General features: G+C 39.9%; 16 protein-coding genes. 9 read left to right on the top strand and 7 right to left on the bottom strand.

Features of this window, described 5'->3' with window-relative positions:
* Position 1 precedes the first annotated feature (1 nt).
* From PL_RS08255 to PL_RS08235, 5 genes are all read right to left on the bottom strand, one after another.
* Complete coding sequence (locus PL_RS08255; RefSeq protein WP_041880999.1) at positions 2 to 1,195, bottom strand: alginate lyase family protein; 1,194 nt, start codon at positions 1,193 to 1,195, stop codon at positions 2 to 4.
* Between the two features lie 79 nt (positions 1,196 to 1,274).
* On the bottom strand, positions 1,275 to 2,114 hold the full coding sequence (locus PL_RS08250) for a siderophore-interacting protein (protein WP_041881001.1): 840 nt from the start codon (positions 2,112 to 2,114) through the stop codon (positions 1,275 to 1,277).
* Positions 2,111 to 2,533 (bottom strand): DoxX family protein, encoded by a 423-nt coding sequence (locus tag PL_RS08245; protein WP_041881002.1) that lies wholly within the window; start codon positions 2,531 to 2,533, stop codon positions 2,111 to 2,113. The genes PL_RS08250 and PL_RS08245 overlap by 4 nt, the downstream gene beginning before the upstream one ends.
* A 201-nt stretch (positions 2,534 to 2,734) precedes the next feature.
* A complete protein-coding gene (locus PL_RS08240) occupies positions 2,735 to 3,973 on the bottom strand; it encodes a hypothetical protein (RefSeq protein ID WP_348621418.1) in 1,239 nt (412 codons plus the stop codon).
* Between the two features lie 34 nt (positions 3,974 to 4,007).
* Positions 4,008 to 6,854, bottom strand: coding sequence for a TonB-dependent receptor domain-containing protein (locus PL_RS08235; RefSeq protein WP_041881004.1), 2,847 nt, complete (start codon positions 6,852 to 6,854; stop codon positions 4,008 to 4,010).
* Positions 6,855 to 7,131: 277 nt separating this feature from the next.
* Here PL_RS08235 and PL_RS08230 point away from each other — a divergent pair, with 277 nt between their 5' ends.
* Together PL_RS08230 and PL_RS08225 are read left to right on the top strand one after the other, a co-directional pair.
* Complete coding sequence (locus PL_RS08230; RefSeq protein WP_348621416.1) at positions 7,132 to 8,103, top strand: sulfite exporter TauE/SafE family protein; 972 nt, start codon at positions 7,132 to 7,134, stop codon at positions 8,101 to 8,103.
* Between the two features lie 98 nt (positions 8,104 to 8,201).
* Positions 8,202 to 8,732, top strand: coding sequence for a GNAT family N-acetyltransferase (locus PL_RS08225; RefSeq protein WP_041881005.1), 531 nt, complete (start codon positions 8,202 to 8,204; stop codon positions 8,730 to 8,732).
* Between the two features lie 17 nt (positions 8,733 to 8,749).
* Here PL_RS08225 and PL_RS08220 read toward each other — a convergent pair whose 3' ends face one another.
* Positions 8,750 to 10,168, bottom strand: coding sequence for a PLP-dependent aminotransferase family protein (locus PL_RS08220; protein WP_041881007.1), 1,419 nt, complete (start codon positions 10,166 to 10,168; stop codon positions 8,750 to 8,752).
* A gap of 86 nt (positions 10,169 to 10,254) precedes the next feature.
* On the opposite strand from PL_RS08220, the gene PL_RS08215 reads away from it, so the two are divergent.
* The 7 genes from PL_RS08215 to PL_RS08185 all read left to right on the top strand — a co-directional run bounded on the left by PL_RS08215 (position 10,255) and on the right by PL_RS08185 (position 16,947).
* Entirely contained in the window at positions 10,255 to 10,833 is a 579-nt protein-coding gene (locus PL_RS08215; protein WP_052496218.1) for a GNAT family N-acetyltransferase, read from the top strand.
* Positions 10,834 to 10,915: 82 nt separating this feature from the next.
* Positions 10,916 to 11,422: an FKBP-type peptidyl-prolyl cis-trans isomerase gene (locus PL_RS08210; protein WP_041881009.1), complete on the top strand. Its 507-nt coding sequence runs from the start codon at positions 10,916 to 10,918 to the stop codon at positions 11,420 to 11,422.
* A gap of 565 nt (positions 11,423 to 11,987) precedes the next feature.
* Positions 11,988 to 12,353 (top strand): hypothetical protein, encoded by a 366-nt coding sequence (locus PL_RS08205; RefSeq protein WP_041881010.1) that lies wholly within the window; start codon positions 11,988 to 11,990, stop codon positions 12,351 to 12,353.
* Complete coding sequence (locus PL_RS08200) at positions 12,316 to 13,293, top strand: glycosyltransferase family 4 protein (protein ID WP_200890722.1); 978 nt, start codon at positions 12,316 to 12,318, stop codon at positions 13,291 to 13,293. The genes PL_RS08205 and PL_RS08200 overlap by 38 nt, the downstream gene beginning before the upstream one ends.
* 28 nt (positions 13,294 to 13,321) lie before the next feature.
* Complete coding sequence (locus PL_RS08195) at positions 13,322 to 15,250, top strand: glycosyltransferase (protein WP_082035888.1); 1,929 nt, start codon at positions 13,322 to 13,324, stop codon at positions 15,248 to 15,250.
* The gene (locus PL_RS08190) at positions 15,240 to 15,830 is read left to right on the top strand and encodes a D-glycero-alpha-D-manno-heptose-1,7-bisphosphate 7-phosphatase (protein WP_041881015.1); all 591 of its coding nucleotides are present in this window, start codon (positions 15,240 to 15,242) and stop codon (positions 15,828 to 15,830) included. The genes PL_RS08195 and PL_RS08190 overlap by 11 nt, the downstream gene beginning before the upstream one ends.
* Complete coding sequence (locus tag PL_RS08185) at positions 15,805 to 16,947, top strand: glycosyltransferase family 9 protein (protein ID WP_200890723.1); 1,143 nt, start codon at positions 15,805 to 15,807, stop codon at positions 16,945 to 16,947. The genes PL_RS08190 and PL_RS08185 overlap by 26 nt, the downstream gene beginning before the upstream one ends.
* On the opposite strand, the gene PL_RS08180 is transcribed toward PL_RS08185, so the two are convergent.
* Positions 16,845 to 17,882, bottom strand: coding sequence for a glycosyltransferase family 9 protein (locus tag PL_RS08180; protein WP_348621412.1), 1,038 nt, complete (start codon positions 17,880 to 17,882; stop codon positions 16,845 to 16,847). The genes PL_RS08185 and PL_RS08180 overlap by 103 nt on opposite strands.
* Positions 17,883 to 17,885 lie beyond the last annotated feature (3 nt).

Raw genomic sequence — 17,885 nt, 5'->3', positions numbered from 1 at the left:
ACTAATTGTAGAGCAGGTCTGTTAACCGGGTTTCCTGATCTTTCTGTATAGACGCAGCCTGTTTTAAATAGGCTGCGTTTTTGTATTCAGTACCAGCAATGATTAGTAATCTGTATAATTCACTGCTATTGTAGGGAATAATCTGTTTAAAGGTTTTTTCTTTTTCTGCCAGCCCATAAGGAATAAGCCAGTCCAGTGCTTTGCGGATACTTTTCCCATCGGCGGTTTGATAATTCCAGATATCAACCCCCGCATGTTCTCCTAGTAAAGCGAGGTTGAACCAACCCTCATTCAGGTTCATTGTACTGTAACTGTAAGCTTTCGTTCTGGCCAGTTCCAGTGGTTGCTGACCTTCGGGAGTAATTTGCACAGCTATCCTTTTCAGGCTTTCAGTGAGTGTTGTTTCAGCCAGTGCTTTCTGATCTGTAAACAAAGCAAATGAGGTAATCTGAGCATCGTAGATCGTACCATGATTATTTTTGGAGTGATGTTCATCCTTGCCATTTTTACTGTTTAACATCCAGCTCAGATATTGTTTATACCAGTTCTTAATCTCTTCGGTTTTATCCTTACTGAGTGCTTTTGATCCTGATAAAAGACCAATCCAGTCGGCCAGTTCAGCCAGTGAACGGCTTTCAATAATTCCTATACCACGCCCATCATTCAGGCCAGGTATAGCCTGTGCATAATTAAGATTGGGATTCATTTTTGTTTCAGCTGCCAGGAACCATATATTAAGCAGTTCGGAAGCTTTTGCAGCATAGGATTCACGACCTGTAAAATAATAAGCAAGGGAAAGGTATTTACACTTGCTTGTCATATCGTGTAAATAAGCAGCGTCAGTTATTTTCCTGATATCAGGATTTCGTTCACCATCTTTCCTGATATAGGGAATTCCGTCAGCTTTGGAAGGATCAGGCCAGAAATAAGGTGCCTGACTCATATAATCATGTTTTGAGCCGCTGGGAGGAGTTGAAGATTTATCCATTACTGATTTTGGCTTCGTATTAAGTAAAGCATCAGCCTTGCTGAGTATCAGCTCAACCTGATTTTTTGCTGCCGCATCCTTTTTTTGATAGGCATCCTTTTTCGCTTTGATATGATGAGCATTAATCAAAAAGACTACCGGCTCCTGTGCAAAAGATAACTGGCTGTATAAGGTAACAAGGACAATCAGGAATAGCTTATTTTTCATGGTCAGAGGGTTCTGTAAAACCAAATGTAACCATTTAATCTATGAAAAATATTCCGCCCGCTAAGGGCGGAATATCAGGCTATTTCGCCTCGAAATGTTCTTCACGGCGGGCAGTTACTGAACCATCTTCACTGGCGCCGAATTTCCAGTAAGAGTAGGCATAGAGTTCACTTTGATCCCATTGCTGTTCTTTGCGCAGAAACTGACGCACATCTTTGACAGTTGAAAATTCTGCTGCAGCATAGCCAAAACGTGTAGTATTAGCTTTTTCGGGTATTTTTACTGTGCGTACTGCATCAGCAAGTAAGCTGTTTTCTCCCGGATGCGCATTACAAATCCAGTTAATCTGTATATCAGCCTCCGTTTTTAAATCCTGGATGTCTTCTTTTTCCGGAATTTCAATATAGGCAACACCGGTTGCTGCAGACGGTAAAGTTTCCAGAATCGCTGCAATCACCGGGATTCCGGTTGCATCTGCGATAAGCAGATACCAATCTGCTTTTGGATAAATAACAGACTCTTTTGCTTTCATAGCAACTCCCAGCCGGTTTCCCGGTTGAGCATGGATAGCCCATGCCGAGGCAGGCCCGCTTTCTCCATGCGCAACAAAGTCTATGGTCATTTCATTTTTTTTATGATCATAAGCCCGGTGAGTATAGGTCCGGATTATAGGTTTTAAATGTTCCGGCGGATGTGTCCATTCTCCTGTGCTGTAATCGAAGTCAGGAAAATGAATTTCATTTAGTCCTGCGGGAGGAATAAAGATTTTATTATTTACACCAGGTGTGGTTTCTGCAAAGAGCGGCACATCATCACCGGTAAAAGTAATGCGGATATAGTGTGGTGTAAGATACACCTTGTTTTTTACCTCCAGAACTCCGCGGACTATAGCAGGTCTTTCATTTTTTATTTCACTCATCTTTTTTTGTATTTTGAATTGATCAATGCGTCAAAGCTGTATTTCCCCGGTCCAAGCAATAAAATAGCTAAATAGCCAATCAGAAAGGCAGGGACAAGTTCATGTTCTCCAAAGATTTCCCAGTTATGTATATTCAGAATAACGATTATCGTAATTAGCAGCGGAATGACCGCCAGTCTGGTAAAAAGACCCAGTATGAGCAGCACAGCGCAGAAAAATTCTGCAAATACCGTAAGCCCTAAAGAGAAAGAACTGCTCAGGCCCATGAAACTCATAAATTTGTCTTTTTTCTCTGCAAAATGTATCAGTTTGGCATAACCATGACCTGGAATCATCAGAGCGCCAAAGCCGAGCCGAAGTAAAAGAGTAGCCAGGTTAAAAGATGCAGGGCCGTATTTTATAGTAAATAATCTTTTCATTAATAAGAATAAAGCGGTTTGAAATTTTCCATCACTCAGGTGATCAGATTCTGTGGTAAATATAGTTATTTATAATCTTTCTAAATAATTAAAGCCAGCTATGACAGTACAATTACATTTCCATCTTCTAAACGCTATGGCATAAAAAAAGCTTTTCAGGTATTAACCGGAAAAGCTTTTTTAAAAATGTAAAGAAGAAAATTACCTGGTTTCAATTTCAGGAACTCCAATCCAGTGATACTTTCTTTTGGTAAATCCGGGGGTCAGATCACCATCTATATTGAATCTTCTCAGATCAATTAAACGGGTTCCTCTCCAGGATAAATAGATTCTGCGGATAGCAGTAATATCAGTTAAGGTCAGGGGTATTTGTGTTTGAATATTAGACTGACCTGTGGCGTCAGATTTCAGGATAACTGTGTTGACATACGCTGCTGCATTTCCTGCGATTAAGCCGCGGACAGCCAGTTCAGCTCTGATCAGCTGCATTTCATCAAAATCAGTCACTAATAAAGGATCTCTTTCTTTGAAATAAGTTAATGACCAATGTCCTTTTGGTGCTTTTACTACAGGATTACGGACTTTATCAGCTGTTGTTTTTAATACGGCCACTAAGGTCGGATCAACGGCTGCATCTCTGCTATTGATACTCATCGCAGAAAAGAAAGCGTTACTTACTGTACCCACTGTATTTAAAAATGCGAAGTTTTCCAGGGTTGTAAAAGACTGGTTAATATGTGCAGCAGCTAAAGCATAGTTTTGAGTATGGATACCCAGTTTAGTCAGTAAAGCATGTAATAATCTTTTTTCCTGTTCACTGGCCATAGGCAGTGCCTCTTCCCAGTAGCGCTGAGCTTTAGCATAAGCCTGCTCATGAGTAACCAGCACATGATCAGCATAAACAGTATGATTTGCCTCATTAACAGTGAAATAATCTGCCAGCAGCATCCAGGCATAACCTGCATGTAAACGGGCATTGAGCAATGCGCCCTGTTTAACTTTTATTTTATCGGCCTCTGCCGGATTTTGCTGTTCTGCAAGACGAATCGCATCTTCTGCACGTGCCCGGTAGTTCTGAACATTTGACCAGCTGCTAAAAAGCGATGGGTTATCAGGACTCAGTTTATCTTCATCCAGTTCTTTGTAAAAAGGAGAGTTAGGTACAGCTGTAGAAGTGATTTCATCTGCAATAGCGCCCGAGGCTACCAGTAAATCTGAAGCGGCAGTTGCACCAGCACGCCATACACCGGCAATAACAGGTCCGGTAACATAGTTTCCCTTATCAATACGGCCTAACATTTCCAGACTGGTTAATTGTGATTCATCAACAGTGCTGTCTGGTGATTTAGGGTCATTTACCCATTTATTACAGGATGAAAAGGTTAATGCGATTAAAAGTATCGCTCCGATTCTAAAAAAATGCTTTGTTTTCTTTATCATAATCTTCTATATAATGACTGAAATCCAGCCTGAATTAAAATCCAATATTTAAACTAAACGCATAAGTGCGCGGTGCAGGAACAGCTGTCCAATCCGAAGACAGATAGCTGATACCTTTGGTTCTTTTACTGCCGCCTTGTGAGTCAATCTGAGGTTCAGCACCGCCGTAATTCGTGGTCAGCCACAGGTTATTTCCTGTTATGGATACTAAACAGCGTTTCAGCACACCTTTGGTATATTTTTTTGCCCAGTCACCCAGATCATAAGACAAGGTTAAATTGCTCAGTCTGATAAAGTCTGCTTTTTGTATAAAATCACCTCTTACCCCGTCAACTTTTGATAAGGCTGTAGCGGTAGAAATATAATCCGCTGTACCAGGAGTAAGTGCAGCCAGCTGAGTCTTTAACGTTTCTTTGGCTTCGTAGTTATTACCCTGTGAGGCTACGTTTCTGGCTGATATATTATAAACTTTTGCACCTTTAGAATAAGTGAAAAGGGATTGTAAACGTAAGTTGTTAAACAGCTGCAGACCAAAACCAACAGAACCGTTATAAGTAGGGAAAGGTTTACCCAATTCCTGCAGCGGGCCTTCTTTTGCACCTGTATAAACGCCTTTGGCATCAAATACCGGTCCTTCAGAAAGATTGGAATAGAAAGCAAATGCTGGTAAGCCCGCACGGATCAGATTCACTGAACTCAGGATATCTTTACCACCAGAGTTGATTACTTTGTTAGACTGCTGATTGAAGATTGCATAGATATCCAGGCTATGTTTTTTATTGGCGCTGGTAAATACTCTGCTGTTATAAGAGATTTCCAGACCCTGACCCTGTATCTTTCCGATATTCTCCGGGTAATCACCACTTAAAGTGGATGGCCAGCCCAGAGATGGTAACAGCGTAGTATATACAATGGCATCACGGGTATTCTGTCTGTAATAAGTAAAGCTCAGTTTCTGATCAAATATTTTGATGTCAGTTCCGATCTCAAATTCTCCGGTTCTTTCTGGTTTAATATCCGGGTTTCCTTTCCTTAAAGGTTTTACTATAGTTCCAAATGAAGAATTCTCCACCAGATAGGCAGTTTGCGCATCACCAGGATAAGGTAAACGACCTGATTCTCCATAAGCAGCTCTGAATTTCCATTCTTCTACTTTTCCTTTCAGAAAGTCCATGCCGGCTACGTTGTAGGCCACACTTACAGTCGGATACCAGATACTGGCTACATTTCTTCCAATCATGTTGGAAACATCACGTCTTAGCCCTGCATTGATAAATAACTTGTTATCATAACTCAAAAAAGCTTCTCCATAAAGACCATGTGTACGTTTTTCAAAAGTATTATCAGTTGTCCCCAATATTTCTGCTGCGGAAGCTATGTTACTGATACCCGGAACAGCGAAATTACGAACACTGATTCCTGTAACTTTTTCAGAAGCCTGTGTAAGCTGAGAAAGGAAGGAAAGATTTAACTGCCATTTCGGATTGAAAACGAAATTGCGGGATAACTTAAAATCCCAGTTCATATTCTGGTTACGACGATTACTTACCTGTTTGCTTCCTGTATTATTGGTACCCTGTAAAAAGCCATAGGGAAGATAGTTTAAACCGTCAATACGGTTAAGATCCAGACCTACCAAACTTTCTGCTTTAATCTCAAAAGGGAAGGTATAAGCCAATTTTAAGCTCCCGGTAAAACGGTCATTTTCATACTCTTTCTGAATAGCACGCCAGCTTTCTTCAGCGATAAACGGCCATGGGGTACGGTCACGCATCAGGTTCCAGATCGCATCATCCCGTCCCGAAGCAGATTGAGGAATACTCAGTTTCCCTTTTACATAACCAGCGGTGAGTGATAATTTAAAACGGTCTTTAACAAAATCATAGCCCGTACGAACAGTCTGTCTGTTATCCTGGTTTCCCGGAACTATACCTGCATTTTTGTTGGTATTGGCTGAAAAGAAAATGCTGTTATTCTGGTCAATCTGTGAGGTGATATTGGCGTATAACTGCTGTTCTGTTCCTTTTCTGAAAAAATCATTCAAAGGATCATTATTGACAAACTGATCATATTTTCTGGCCAGTTCGCTAAAACCCGCTGTATATTTTACATTGACAGCAATCCCTTTCTTTCCATTCAGGCCACGTTTGGTCTGGATCACAACCACACCGTTTGCAGCTTCAGCACCATAAGAAGCAGCAGCAGCCGGGCCTTTGATGACATCAATAGATTCAATATCATTTAAAGGCAAATCGTTCAGTGCGCTCATGGCCTCCTGCGAAGAGTTAATGTCCGAAGTATTGCTATTGCCATAACGTACTCCATCTATAAAAATCAGTGGATCACGTTCCATACTGAAAGTAGCAGAAGAACGGATGTCGAAACGAATTGGCATACCTACCTTTCCATTGGTATTGTAAACCTGTGCACCGCTGATTCTTCCGTTGACAATATCTGCCAGTGAAGATGGGTTACTTGTAGCTACGACGGCAGCGGCATTGATATGGTCTATGTTGGTTCCGATTGCTTTTTTACTTCTTGAATTGGCTAAACTGGCAGTAACCATAACTTCTTGAAGTTCAACACCCGGTTCCAGTGAAACGTTAATTTGCTGACCATCTTTAACAGCAGTATACTGTTTCTGAAATTGTTTATAGCCAATCATTTTAACTATAAGTGTTTCTCCTGATTGCAGTTGTAAAGAAAACCTGCCTTGTGCGTCTGCCATTACACCTTTTCCGGGATGCTCCTTAACCGAGATACTGGCTCCTACAATGGTTTCTCTGGTACTTTGATCATATACTGTACCTTTGATGATCTGTGCCTGTATAGCTGAGCAAAGGATCATAGATAGTCCTAACGTGGTAAAAAATTTAATCATTTAGTGTGTTTAATTTACTTACAAGACAGCCCGTAGAGCTGAATTATTCAAATTCATCTATTTTTGATTGAGCTTAATAAGCTGATAGTGTTGGTTTTAGACTACTTGTTTAGTGTTAGTCTAAATAATAATTAGCGGCCGCAAAGATAATAATTACTTTAAAACAGGCAAGGGCCAGGGTATAAATAAATGATAATTTTGCTTAATCCTTTATTTAGTCTATTAAATTAGTATACTTTATTTGTATATTGCCGGTAACAAATTCAGTCTATAATTTATGTCAACATATCCCGTAGAAAATCAATTATCAGAAAAAGACAGTGTAGCCCTGCCTGCAGAAAACCGGATCATCCGTAATGGAAAATACTGGAAAAGAATAGCCGGCAGATGTTTGTTTGCACTGGCTTTTATGATTATTGGTCATCTCATAGCGTCATTTTATCCTTTGATTAATCTGATTGATGCTTTCAAAGCTTTTGGTAAGACACTTGATCTGGATGCAGCATTTGGCTGGATGCTCCTTGCGGGTTTCGTTGCACAGATGGTAGACGGAGCACTGGGCATGGGCTATGGGGTAATCTCTACAACGGTATTGCTCTCTACAGGACTTAATCCAGCAGCGATCAGCGGAAGTATTCATACTGCCGAAATGTTTTCCAGCGGAGCTTCCGGTTTTAGTCATTACAAGTTTGGTAATATCAATAAGAAACTCTTTAAGACCTTATTATTGCCCGGAGTTCTGGGGGCGGTAATCGGAGCGGCGCTGCTGGCTTATCTGGGAGAATCCTATGGCAGCTGGTTGCGGCCTGTTTTATCTGTTTATACTTTGTTTCTCGGACTGCGGATATTGCTGAACGCTTTCAGGAAAAAAAACGAATCCAGAAAAGTAAAACATGCAGGCTGGCTTGCCGGTGCCGGAGGTTTTCTGGACTCTTTCGGAGGTGGTGGATGGGGTCCACTGGTGACCAGTACTTTAATTGCCAAAGGTAAAACACCCCGTTATATCATTGGTACAGTCAGTCTCACTGAGTTTTTTGTTACACTGGCAAGTGCACTTACATTTTTTGTAATCCTGGGTACCAGCCATATTCAAACTATTGCCGGTTTAATTATCGGCGGTTTAATCGCTGCGCCGATTGCGGCAAAGTTTGCCGGAAAACTGAATACAAAATCCATACTGATTGCGGTTGGCGTACTGGTTATTGTTTCAAGCGTACGCACAATCTATAAAACTGTGGCCGGATTTTAAAACCCTGATATGTTCAGAAAAGAGAAATTACCGGTGCCGGGAACTGATTATTTTTTTATCAGGCAGAATCTTTAGCCTATCTTTAAATAAAAAAAACAATGATTACTTACAGACAGCTAACTATCGGCATGGCCGGCAGGTTAACTGAAATTGACAGGTCAGAATTCATCGACGTGCTGTATCATTTAAAAGAAGATAAACTGAAGGAGACCGGTGCAGGTTATGAATATTCAGGCTGGACTGACAAAGAGTTGAAAGAAATACAGCAGCAATACCGTTTTGAACTGAGTAGTGGCGGGATGGCTGTGGGCGCATTTGATAAAGACCTTCTGGTAGGTTTTGGTGTTTTGGGGCACCGGTTTATGGGAGAGAAACTTGATCAGCTGCATGTAGATCTGCTGTATATCTCCCGGAATTACAGGAGACAGGGAATCGGGACGGAGCTTTTGAAAATGATCAGCACTGAAGCTAAGAACAGGGGAGCTGCTTATCTGTATATTTCTTCCACCGAAACCAGTTCTGCTGTTTCTTTTTACCGCAAAAACGGCAGCGATATTACTAAAGCTGTTGACCAGGACTTATTCAGCAAAGAACCTGATGATATACACATGATTAAAAAACTGGACTGAGATTTTGCCTGATTCTCTTAGCGGATTAAACTTCCAATGGTTTTAATCGCATGGTTGATCTGATCTGTCCAGGGTAAACCATAACTCAGTCTTAAACAGTTATTATACTGATTCTGTAAGGTGAACATCCTGCCGGGCGCAAAACTGATATTTCTTTTGATCGTTTGATCATAAAGTCTGGCCGTATTCACCTTAGCATCCAGTTCTACCCATAACATAAATCCACCCTGTGGTCTGCTGACCTTTGTTTCCCCGGGGAAATACTTACTGATCGCTTCCATATAATTCAGGCAGTTATGGTTTAAGGTAGTTCTTAATTTTTTCAGGTGACTTTCATAGCGGCCTCTTTCCAGAAAATCTGCAACTGCTTCCTGCGTCAGGGTAGTTGAAGAAATTGCCGCAGCAAACTTTACCTGGCGGATTTGTGCTGAGAATTTTCCTGGTGTGAGCCAGCCTACGCGATATCCGGGAGCCAGCGTTTTGGATACAGAACTACATAAAATTACCAGGCCGCTTTCATCAAATGTTTTGCAGTTTACCGGTCTGTCATGGCCAAAATATAAATCACCGTACATATCATTTTCCAGGAGCGGGATATGGTAATGTTCAATCAGTCTGACTACTTCTTTTTTATGTTCAGCTGGCATGGTGCCACCCATAGGATTGCTGAAATTACTGATCAGCAAACAAAGGCTGATCTTGTTTTTACGCAGTGCAGTTTTTAAAGCTTCAATTTCAATTCCTGTTTCAGGGTGTGTGGGTAGTTCCAGTACTTTTAGCCCTAAACTTAAAGCCAGCTGAAGAATACCAAAATAAACAGGACTTTCTACAGCTATGGTATCGCCTGTTTTTGTCAGGGCAATAATGGCCTGGAGCATTGCACCAGTGCAACCGGCTGTGGTTATAATGTCGTTTTCTGTAAGTTTTCCTCCCCAGGAGGATGACAGACGTGCAATCTGCCGCCGTAGTTTTGGATTTCCCAGTACGTGTTCATAACCGGATCCGTTTTCATTAAGCGTGTGTAAGGCGTGTGTCAGTGCTTTGTTTAATTTGGGTAGCGGTAATAATGCTGCTGCTGGTACACCCAGTGAAAGCATAATATGATCAGAGCTGATTCCATCATAGACTTTGCTGACTATATCCGAGGTGTTTTCATTTCCAATGTACAGCGAAGGATTACTTTGATTTGGAAGGGCATTGGTTTGCGGGGTATAACTTACATAATAACCTGATTTAGGTACAGAACGGATCAGACTTTTACTTTCTAATAAATAATAAGCCTGCAAAGCTGTACTCATACTTACCTTATACTGACGGCATATTTCTCGGACTGACGGTAGTTTATCTCCTGTAATAAGCACAGCCGAAAGAATCTGCTGTGTGAAACCGGCTGCAATGGTTTCATATAGATAGCTGTTAAGCTCAGTGTTTTTCATTAAACTGTTCTGGTTAAATTAGTCAAAACTGTATCTGTACTGGTTGGTTCTAAATTAAGAAATTTGATCAAAAGATAAATCAGCGTATGAAAAAAGAATCTGTTACCGGTACCATTATACTGAAAACTGCCACTGCACCAGAGCATTATAGAGGGATACTGGCCCTGCAAAAAGAAAATCTGTATAGCTCGATATCCATAGCAGAGCAGCAACAGCAGGGCTTTGTATTTGCAGAGCATAATCCGGAGTTACTGAAAAAGATGGCAGGTCATTTACCGCAGGTTATTGCAACCAGTGATGACCGGGTAATCGGGTATAACCTGGCTATGCCAGTTGCGATGCGGAATGATTTGCCCAGCCTGATTCCAATGTTTGATGAATTTGAACGATGCAGTTACCGGGGAAAACCTTTAACCAGCTATAATTATATGGTAGGCGGGCAGGTTTGTGTACATAAAGATTTCAGGGGACTGGGCTTGTCAGGCAAGTTATATCAGCAAACCAGAGCACTGATGGCCAATTGTTATCAGTTGTGTGTCACCGAGATATCAACCAGAAATACCAATTCATTAAAGGTTCATCAGCGAATGGGTTTTGAAATTATCGGGACTTACAGGGACGAAAAAGAGCTGTGGAATATAGTAGCCTGGGATCTTTTGAAATAGCCCCTATGTAACGGTTATTTTTCATTACAGAAAAACTAAAACTAATTAGCAATTCATTAAAATAAAATTACATTTGCAGTCTATGATGAAGACTAAACACCTCGTATTATTGCTGGTTTGTATGGCCACTATCTTTACAGCCTGTATGAAGAATAATAATGATTATCCTGGAGATCAGGGTAACTTTGATGCTGCAGCTCAATTTACCAAAGACACCGTTGCAATCAGAGCTTATGTGAAAGCAAAAAATATTCCTGCCCTTAAGGATGAGAAAACTGGTTTGTTTTATCAGATTATAACTCCGGGAACAGGAAGTGTGAACTATTCAGGTAGTACTTCTCTTACTGTAAATTATACAGGAAGTTTACTGGACGGAACTGTATTTGATTCAAGTAAAGGCACTGCAGTGACTTTTAAATCTTTAGGCTCTCTGATCCGGGGCTGGCAGGTAGGTATTCCTTTGATTCAGCCAGGTGGCAGAATCAGATTGATTATGCCTTCTGGTTTAGGCTATGGAAATGCTACTGGTTATCCATTTCCTCCAAATTCAAATCTTGATTTTACCATTGATGTACTCAGCGCTCAATAGCAGCTTGATATAGCTGCAGTTTGCAGCAGAAGATTTTAATCGTACAGCATAAATAATACACCGGATATAATGGTGAAATTATTACTATTAACAACAAAGCCGCAAAGAGAAATCTTTGTGGCTTTGTTGTTAATACCCCTGTAGTAATCCGGACAGCCTGAAAATCAACCTGGAAAATTCTTGAAAAACCTGCCTGAAAATGTGTTTTGTAAGTTATTGATTATAAGGTTTTTGGCGCTGCTTTGTTCAGACGTCATTCAGGCGTTGTTCAGATGCTTTGCAGACACTGTTCGGGAACTTTCGAATAAAGTATGAATTCAGATTGAATTATGATTTTTCTACACCTGTTTTACGCATAATTCAAGCTTTTTTTATCCTGAAATATTGAATAGTCATCTTACAGGCAGAGGCTGATTATATCGTAAAAAGGGGACTTGTTTTTTTCTTTTAAATTTTCAGATAAATCACGTAATAATTCGGTGTTTAACCAGTATAAATACTTAGAAAAGATAAAAATACAGCCTGTTAATTTTGATTTATTATTTAATATTTTAAATCTGTTAATATGGAAAATTACAAGCAAAATCAGCCTGGACAGGCTACGTCAGAATCAGGACAGGAAGATGTAACCCGTGAAGGTATTGATCAGAATGAGGAAGGTGGAAATGACGGACAGACTCAAGGATCAGTTGGCGAAAACGTTATTCGCAATGAAGGGAATGAAAGGACAAATCCTGATTCAGAAAATAGTGAAAGTCATCCAGTTATTAATGAAGACCTGAATCATCCTGAAAAAGAAGAAGATGATTTAGAAAATGGTGCTGTGGAAATTCCTGATCCTGAAGAGATAGGAGATGGAGAGGATGACATTGAACCTGATCTTGAAACCGGAGATGATGAAGACCGTGATGACCGGACAGCTGAAAAATAACCGCAGATTAAGGATTTTCACCTGGCACATCCATGGGAGTTATCTTTTCTATTTATCTCAAGGTAATTTTGATCTTTTTATTCCTGTCAATAAAGATAAAACCGAAGGATACTATGGAAAGGGTAACACCTTCCCTTTTGGAGATAACGTATATGAAATTGAAGAAAGTGAAGTAAAATTCTGTGTGTTTGATATTATACTTTTTCAGACCGATGAAAATTATTTCAGTGATCAGTATCAGACACTTTCAGCAGAACAAAGGGAGCTACCCAGAATTTATCTTGAACATGATCCACCCTTAGGCCACTCTACCAATACTTTACATCCTGTAAGTGATCCATCTGTCAGATTGGTACATGTTACCAGCTTTAATGAATTAATGTGGGATAATCATGGACTGAAAACTACTGTTATTGAACATGGGGTAATTGTTCCTGAAATAACTGACAGTGATAAAATTGATCGTGGTATTGTTGTGATTAATCATTTATCTGACCGGGGGAGACTACTGGGAGCAGATATTTTTGAAAAAGTCAGGCAGGTCATTCCAATAGATCTGGTTGGTATGGGAACAGAAAATTATGGCATTGGAGAAGTACTGCATCCTGAATTGCCAGCCTTTATATCACGTTACAGATTCTTTTTTAATCCAATCAGGTATACCAGTCTTGGACTAGCCGTGTGCGAGGCAATGATGGTTGGTTTGCCAATAGTAGGGATGGCTACGACCGAAATGGCTGTAACGATAAAAAATGGACATTCAGGTTTTGTGCATACAGACATCGATTACCTGATCAGACAAATGAAATATCTGATAGATAACCCTGAAAGTGCAGCTGAAATGGGTGAAAATGCGCGCCGTACTGCTTTAGACAGATTTAATATTAACCGTTTTACTTCTGCCTGGGAAGATTTATTCAGGCAGACATTAGTTAACTGAATAAAATAACTATCAAAACATTTATCATATGAATCAGAGAATTGCTTTTATAAGTGAACATGCTTCTCCGCTTGCATTACTCGGAGGCACTGATAGCGGCGGTCAGAATGTCTATGTAGGGGAGTTATCCAAACAGCTCGCAAAACGAGGATATACAATTGATATATATACCAGATGGGAGAATGCCTTATTACCAAAGATCGTCAATTATTGCGATGGCGTCAATATCATTCACGTTAAGGCCGGGCCATTTGGCTTTATCCCCAAAGAAGATCTGCTTGGCTATATGGATGATTTCAGTGAGCAGCTGCAACAATACATGGCAGCCGAAAAAATAGATTATGACTTAATTCACGCTAATTTTTTTATGTCAGGGATGGTTGCAATGCAGTTGAAAGCATTTTTAAATATTCCTTTTGTAATTACATTCCATGCTTTGGGACATATACGTCGTATACATTATAAAGAACAGGACAGGTTTCCTGATCAAAGAATAAGGATTGAAGAAGAGCTTGTAAAAATGGCTGATGCAATTATTGCAGAATGCCCTCAGGATAAAGAGGACTTAATAACCTATTACCATGCTGATCCGCAAAAAATTATGATTATTCCATGTGGTTTTAATCCATCTGAATTTTTTCCGGCGGATAAGGATCTTTCCAAGATACTTCTTGGACTAAATCCTAAAGACAAAATGATTTTACAGCTGGGCAGAATGGTTCCGCGCAAAGGGGTTGATAATGTGCTAAGGGCAGTTTCACTGCTTGAAAATATAACCGAAAACTATAAACTCTTTATTGTTGGCGGTGAATCACATGCTACCGATGAAACCTGTTGCAATGAGCTGAGCCGATTAAAAAACCTGGCCATTGAATTAGGAATAAAAGATCGTGTAATTTTTACCGGACGGAAAAACAGGGAAGATTTACAGATGTATTATAATGCCGCAGACGTATTTGTCACTACACCATGGTATGAACCTTTCGGAATAACACCCCTGGAGGCAATGGCTTGTGGAACACCGGTTATCGGTTCGGCTGTAGGAGGAATTAAGTATAGTGTTCTGGATGGAGAAACTGGATTTTTGATTGCACCTGAATCACCACATGAACTGGCTGATAAATTATCCGTTTTGCTTAATAATGATGAATTATTAAGTGATATGAGTAAAAATGCTTTTAATCATGTTTATGTCTCTTTTACCTGGCATGAAATCAGTCTGCAAATTCATGAGTTGTATAATAGTGTTTTATCAGCGGGTAAAATCTCCCATAAAAAAGCAATGGAATTTATTGAAGACGCATTTGATGATACAAGTAGTGTTTTAAAAAGATCAGGCGAAACGCTAAAGGAGAAAATCGCATATGCCGGGAGCTATATGAGTAAGGCACTAAGAAAAGGCAATAAAATTCTGATTTGCGGAAATGGAGGAAGTGCTGCTGAATGTCAGCACTTTTCGGCCGAACTGGTAGGGCGTTTTGAAATTGCACAACGAAAAGGACTGCCGGCTATTGCTTTGACTACGGACAGTTCTATTCTCACCGCTGTTGCAAATGATTTTAGCTTCGAGGATATTTTTGCAAGACAGGTACAGGCTTACGGAAAGGAAGGAGATATTTTATTCTGCCTGAGTACAAGCGGGGTATCTCCAAATATTATTAAAGCAATGAAAGTTGCTAACGAACTGAATATGATCTGTATTACATTGTTGGGGAAGGAGGGAGGTCCTGCTGCGGTTTATGGCCTGATTAATTTAATTGTTCCAAGTAATAATCCACAGAGGATACAGGAAGTTCACCTTCACCTGATACATTCATTATGTAATCTGATTGAAAAACATTTGTTTGTTTTACCGTCAGAGATAAAGAAAACAGGATCTGGAAGAGCAGAATCAGCTATGCAGAAAAACCAGCAAAAAGAAATCGAACCGGTTAAACATAGCGCTGATGAAAATTAACAAAGCTGTTTTTCTGGATAAAGATGGAACACTGATTCCTGATATTCCTTATAATACTAATCCTGACCTGATTACTTTATCACCTTATGCAGTTAAAGGGCTGAAAAGATTAATGAAATCCGGATATCTGCTCATTGTAATTTCTAATCAGCCCGGGCTTGCGTTTGGTTATATCAGGAAAGAAGAAATATTTGAGATTGAACAAAAACTTAATTCCTTATTGAATATGCACGGAATTTATCTGAGTGGGTTTTATTATTGTCCGCATCACCCCAAAGGAATTATTAAAGAATTCAGCATAGTTTGTGACTGCCGCAAACCTAAATCGGGATTGTTAATTGAGGCCGCCAGAATTCATAATATTAACCTGTCTGACTCCTGGATGATAGGAGACATATTAGATGATATTGAATCTGGAAATAGAGTAGGTTGCAGAACATTATTACTTAATAATGGAAATGAAACTATCTGGAAAATGAATAACCAGCGTACCCCTGATTGTATTGTCAGTGATATTAATCATGCCGCTGAATATATTTTAATACATGACAATTATGAGAGGCAACAAAATAGAATTTAATGATAAAAAAATGGAAAGCTGGACAGATTGTAAGAATGTACTCTGTATTCGTGCCGATAATATGGGTGATTTACTGATGTCTTCACCTGCAATACATGCACTGCGGGAACATCTGGGCGCAAAAATTACTGTACTTACTTCTAAAAAAGCAAGTGCAGTTGCCCGGATGAGTCCTGATATTGATGAGGTTATACAATTTGATCTTCCATGGATAAAATCTGAAGACCAGGATTCTCCTGCTTCAATAGATCAATTGCTGGAGATGTTAAAATCGCGCAATTTTGATGCCTGTGTTATTTTTACTGTTTATAGCCAGAATCCGCTGCCAGCAGTTATGGTGGCATATATGGCAGGAATTCCGAAAAGGCTGGCTTATTGCCGTGAAAATCCATATGCATTACTGACTTCCTGGGTACCTGACCCTGAACCACTGGAGTTCATCAGACACCAAGTTCAGCGGGATCTTGACCTGGTAGCCAATATAGGCGCCTTGGCATTGAATAAAAAAATAAATCTGATAGTAAGTTCCGGTACCTGGAGTACCATTAAGGAAAAACTCCTGAAAAAGGGTATTGATTTAAATATGCCTTACCTGATTCTGCATCCGGGGGTATCGGAAGCGAAAAGAGAGTTTTCAAATACCGGGTGGATTAACTGCGGAAAACAGTTGCTAAGTGCATTTGGCCTTCCTTTGCTGATTACCGGTATAGCAGAAGAATGGGCTGTTGCTGATAATTTATGTAAGGCTATCGGAAAAAATTCATTTAATCTTTGTGGTCTGCTCGACATCGAAGAGTTTTCCTGTCTGATAAAAAATGCGCTGGCGGTTGTTTCTGTAAATACAGGTACGGTTCATCTTGCTGCTGCCTTTAATACTCCGGTTGTTGTATTATATGCACAGTCAAATCCACAACACACTCCGTGGATGGTACCTCATCAATTGCTGGAATATAGTATTCCGGTAGCATACAGAAGCAAAAATAAGGTTATTGAATATGTGAATGGACGGTTATATCATAAAGAATTACCATTGCCCGAAACCTGGCAGATTGTAGAGGCAGTACGCGATTTATTGTTACTCAATAATAACTTCAATTTTTCCAGTACAAAATCGTAATCGGTTATGACAGTCCAGTCAATTGTATGATGTAATTCTTTGTTTACCGGTGCCCATCTTTCCGGTTCACCATCCATGCTGATGATTATACTGGGAGTTTGCAGTGCTGCTGCAATATGTGACACGCCTGTACAATTTGCAATCAGTGCAAATGATTGTTTGATTAACAGGCCCAGGCTTCCGAGATCGGTTTTTCCAGAAGATATAATTGGTTTGTATTTCATATAGGACGCAACCTCCTTTGCCAGTTTTAATTCTTCCTTTGTGCCGGTAATTACAATTTCATAACCGTTATCAATACAATAGTCGGCCATTGCAGCAAAATAAACGGTTGGCCATTGTCGCCATACTCCTCTTGATCCGGGATGTATACAGATATATTTTTCCGGTTTTATTTTTAACTTCAATTTTTTTAAGGATTCTTCATCTTGATCATTTACAGGGAATTCCATTTCATTTCCTGCCGGGGGGATGCCAATATATTCCATCAGCGAAAGATGACGGCTTAGTTCATGACCGTAATCAGGGTAAAGTTTAAATAGTTCATTTTCCTGCCTGATATCCTGACAGAAACCGGCTGTACATTTTGCATTAAAGCTTTGAATAAGATTATTCACGATTGAGCCATTACCCTGCATTTGCAGGATCAGGTCAAAATTTTCCTGTCTGATTTTCAGGAGGAATTCTTCAAATTTACAGGAGTCAAAACTTTGTTCCGGTAAGCCTGGATAACCTGGGAAAATCATAATATCATCAAAGTAATGAGAAAACCGTTTACTGAACGGTACTGCGCCAGGCAAGCCTATTAAAATAACTTTTGCTTCCGGGAATGTAAATCTGACAGACCTGATTGCAGGGATAGAACAGAGTAAGTCGCCCAATTGAAGTGCTCTGAATATGGCTATTTTTGTAATTTTTTTTTCGGGTAGTTTCATGTT

The sequence above is a fragment of the Pedobacter lusitanus genome (genome assembly GCF_040026395.1).
In the GTDB taxonomy this organism is placed as follows: Bacteria; Bacteroidota; Bacteroidia; order Sphingobacteriales; family Sphingobacteriaceae; genus Pedobacter; species Pedobacter lusitanus.
Note: the sequence above shows the minus strand (reverse complement) of the source record. Positions and strands in the feature narration are given on the sequence as shown.

Excerpts from the sequence above, each read along its gene's own strand:
- PL_RS08255 (WP_041880999.1), bottom strand. The coding sequence starts at position 1,195 with ATGAAAAATAAGCTATTCCTGATTGTCCTTGTTACCTTATACAGCCAG.
- PL_RS08250 (WP_041881001.1), bottom strand. The coding sequence starts at position 2,114 with ATGAGTGAAATAAAAAATGAAAGACCTGCTATAGTCCGCGGAGTTCTG.
- PL_RS08245 (WP_041881002.1), bottom strand. The coding sequence starts at position 2,533 with ATGAAAAGATTATTTACTATAAAATACGGCCCTGCATCTTTTAACCTG.
- PL_RS08240 (WP_348621418.1), bottom strand. The coding sequence starts at position 3,973 with ATGATAAAGAAAACAAAGCATTTTTTTAGAATCGGAGCGATACTTTTA.
- PL_RS08235 (WP_041881004.1), bottom strand. The coding sequence starts at position 6,854 with ATGATTAAATTTTTTACCACGTTAGGACTATCTATGATCCTTTGCTCA.
- PL_RS08230 (WP_348621416.1), top strand. The coding sequence starts at position 7,132 with ATGTCAACATATCCCGTAGAAAATCAATTATCAGAAAAAGACAGTGTA.
- PL_RS08225 (WP_041881005.1), top strand. The coding sequence starts at position 8,202 with ATGATTACTTACAGACAGCTAACTATCGGCATGGCCGGCAGGTTAACT.
- PL_RS08220 (WP_041881007.1), bottom strand. The coding sequence starts at position 10,168 with ATGAAAAACACTGAGCTTAACAGCTATCTATATGAAACCATTGCAGCC.
- PL_RS08215 (WP_052496218.1), top strand. The coding sequence starts at position 10,255 with ATGAAAAAAGAATCTGTTACCGGTACCATTATACTGAAAACTGCCACT.
- PL_RS08210 (WP_041881009.1), top strand. The coding sequence starts at position 10,916 with ATGATGAAGACTAAACACCTCGTATTATTGCTGGTTTGTATGGCCACT.
- PL_RS08205 (WP_041881010.1), top strand. The coding sequence starts at position 11,988 with ATGGAAAATTACAAGCAAAATCAGCCTGGACAGGCTACGTCAGAATCA.
- PL_RS08200 (WP_200890722.1), top strand. The coding sequence starts at position 12,316 with ATGATGAAGACCGTGATGACCGGACAGCTGAAAAATAACCGCAGATTA.
- PL_RS08195 (WP_082035888.1), top strand. The coding sequence starts at position 13,322 with ATGAATCAGAGAATTGCTTTTATAAGTGAACATGCTTCTCCGCTTGCA.
- PL_RS08190 (WP_041881015.1), top strand. The coding sequence starts at position 15,240 with ATGAAAATTAACAAAGCTGTTTTTCTGGATAAAGATGGAACACTGATT.
- PL_RS08185 (WP_200890723.1), top strand. The coding sequence starts at position 15,805 with ATGAGAGGCAACAAAATAGAATTTAATGATAAAAAAATGGAAAGCTGG.
- PL_RS08180 (WP_348621412.1), bottom strand. The coding sequence starts at position 17,882 with ATGAAACTACCCGAAAAAAAAATTACAAAAATAGCCATATTCAGAGCA.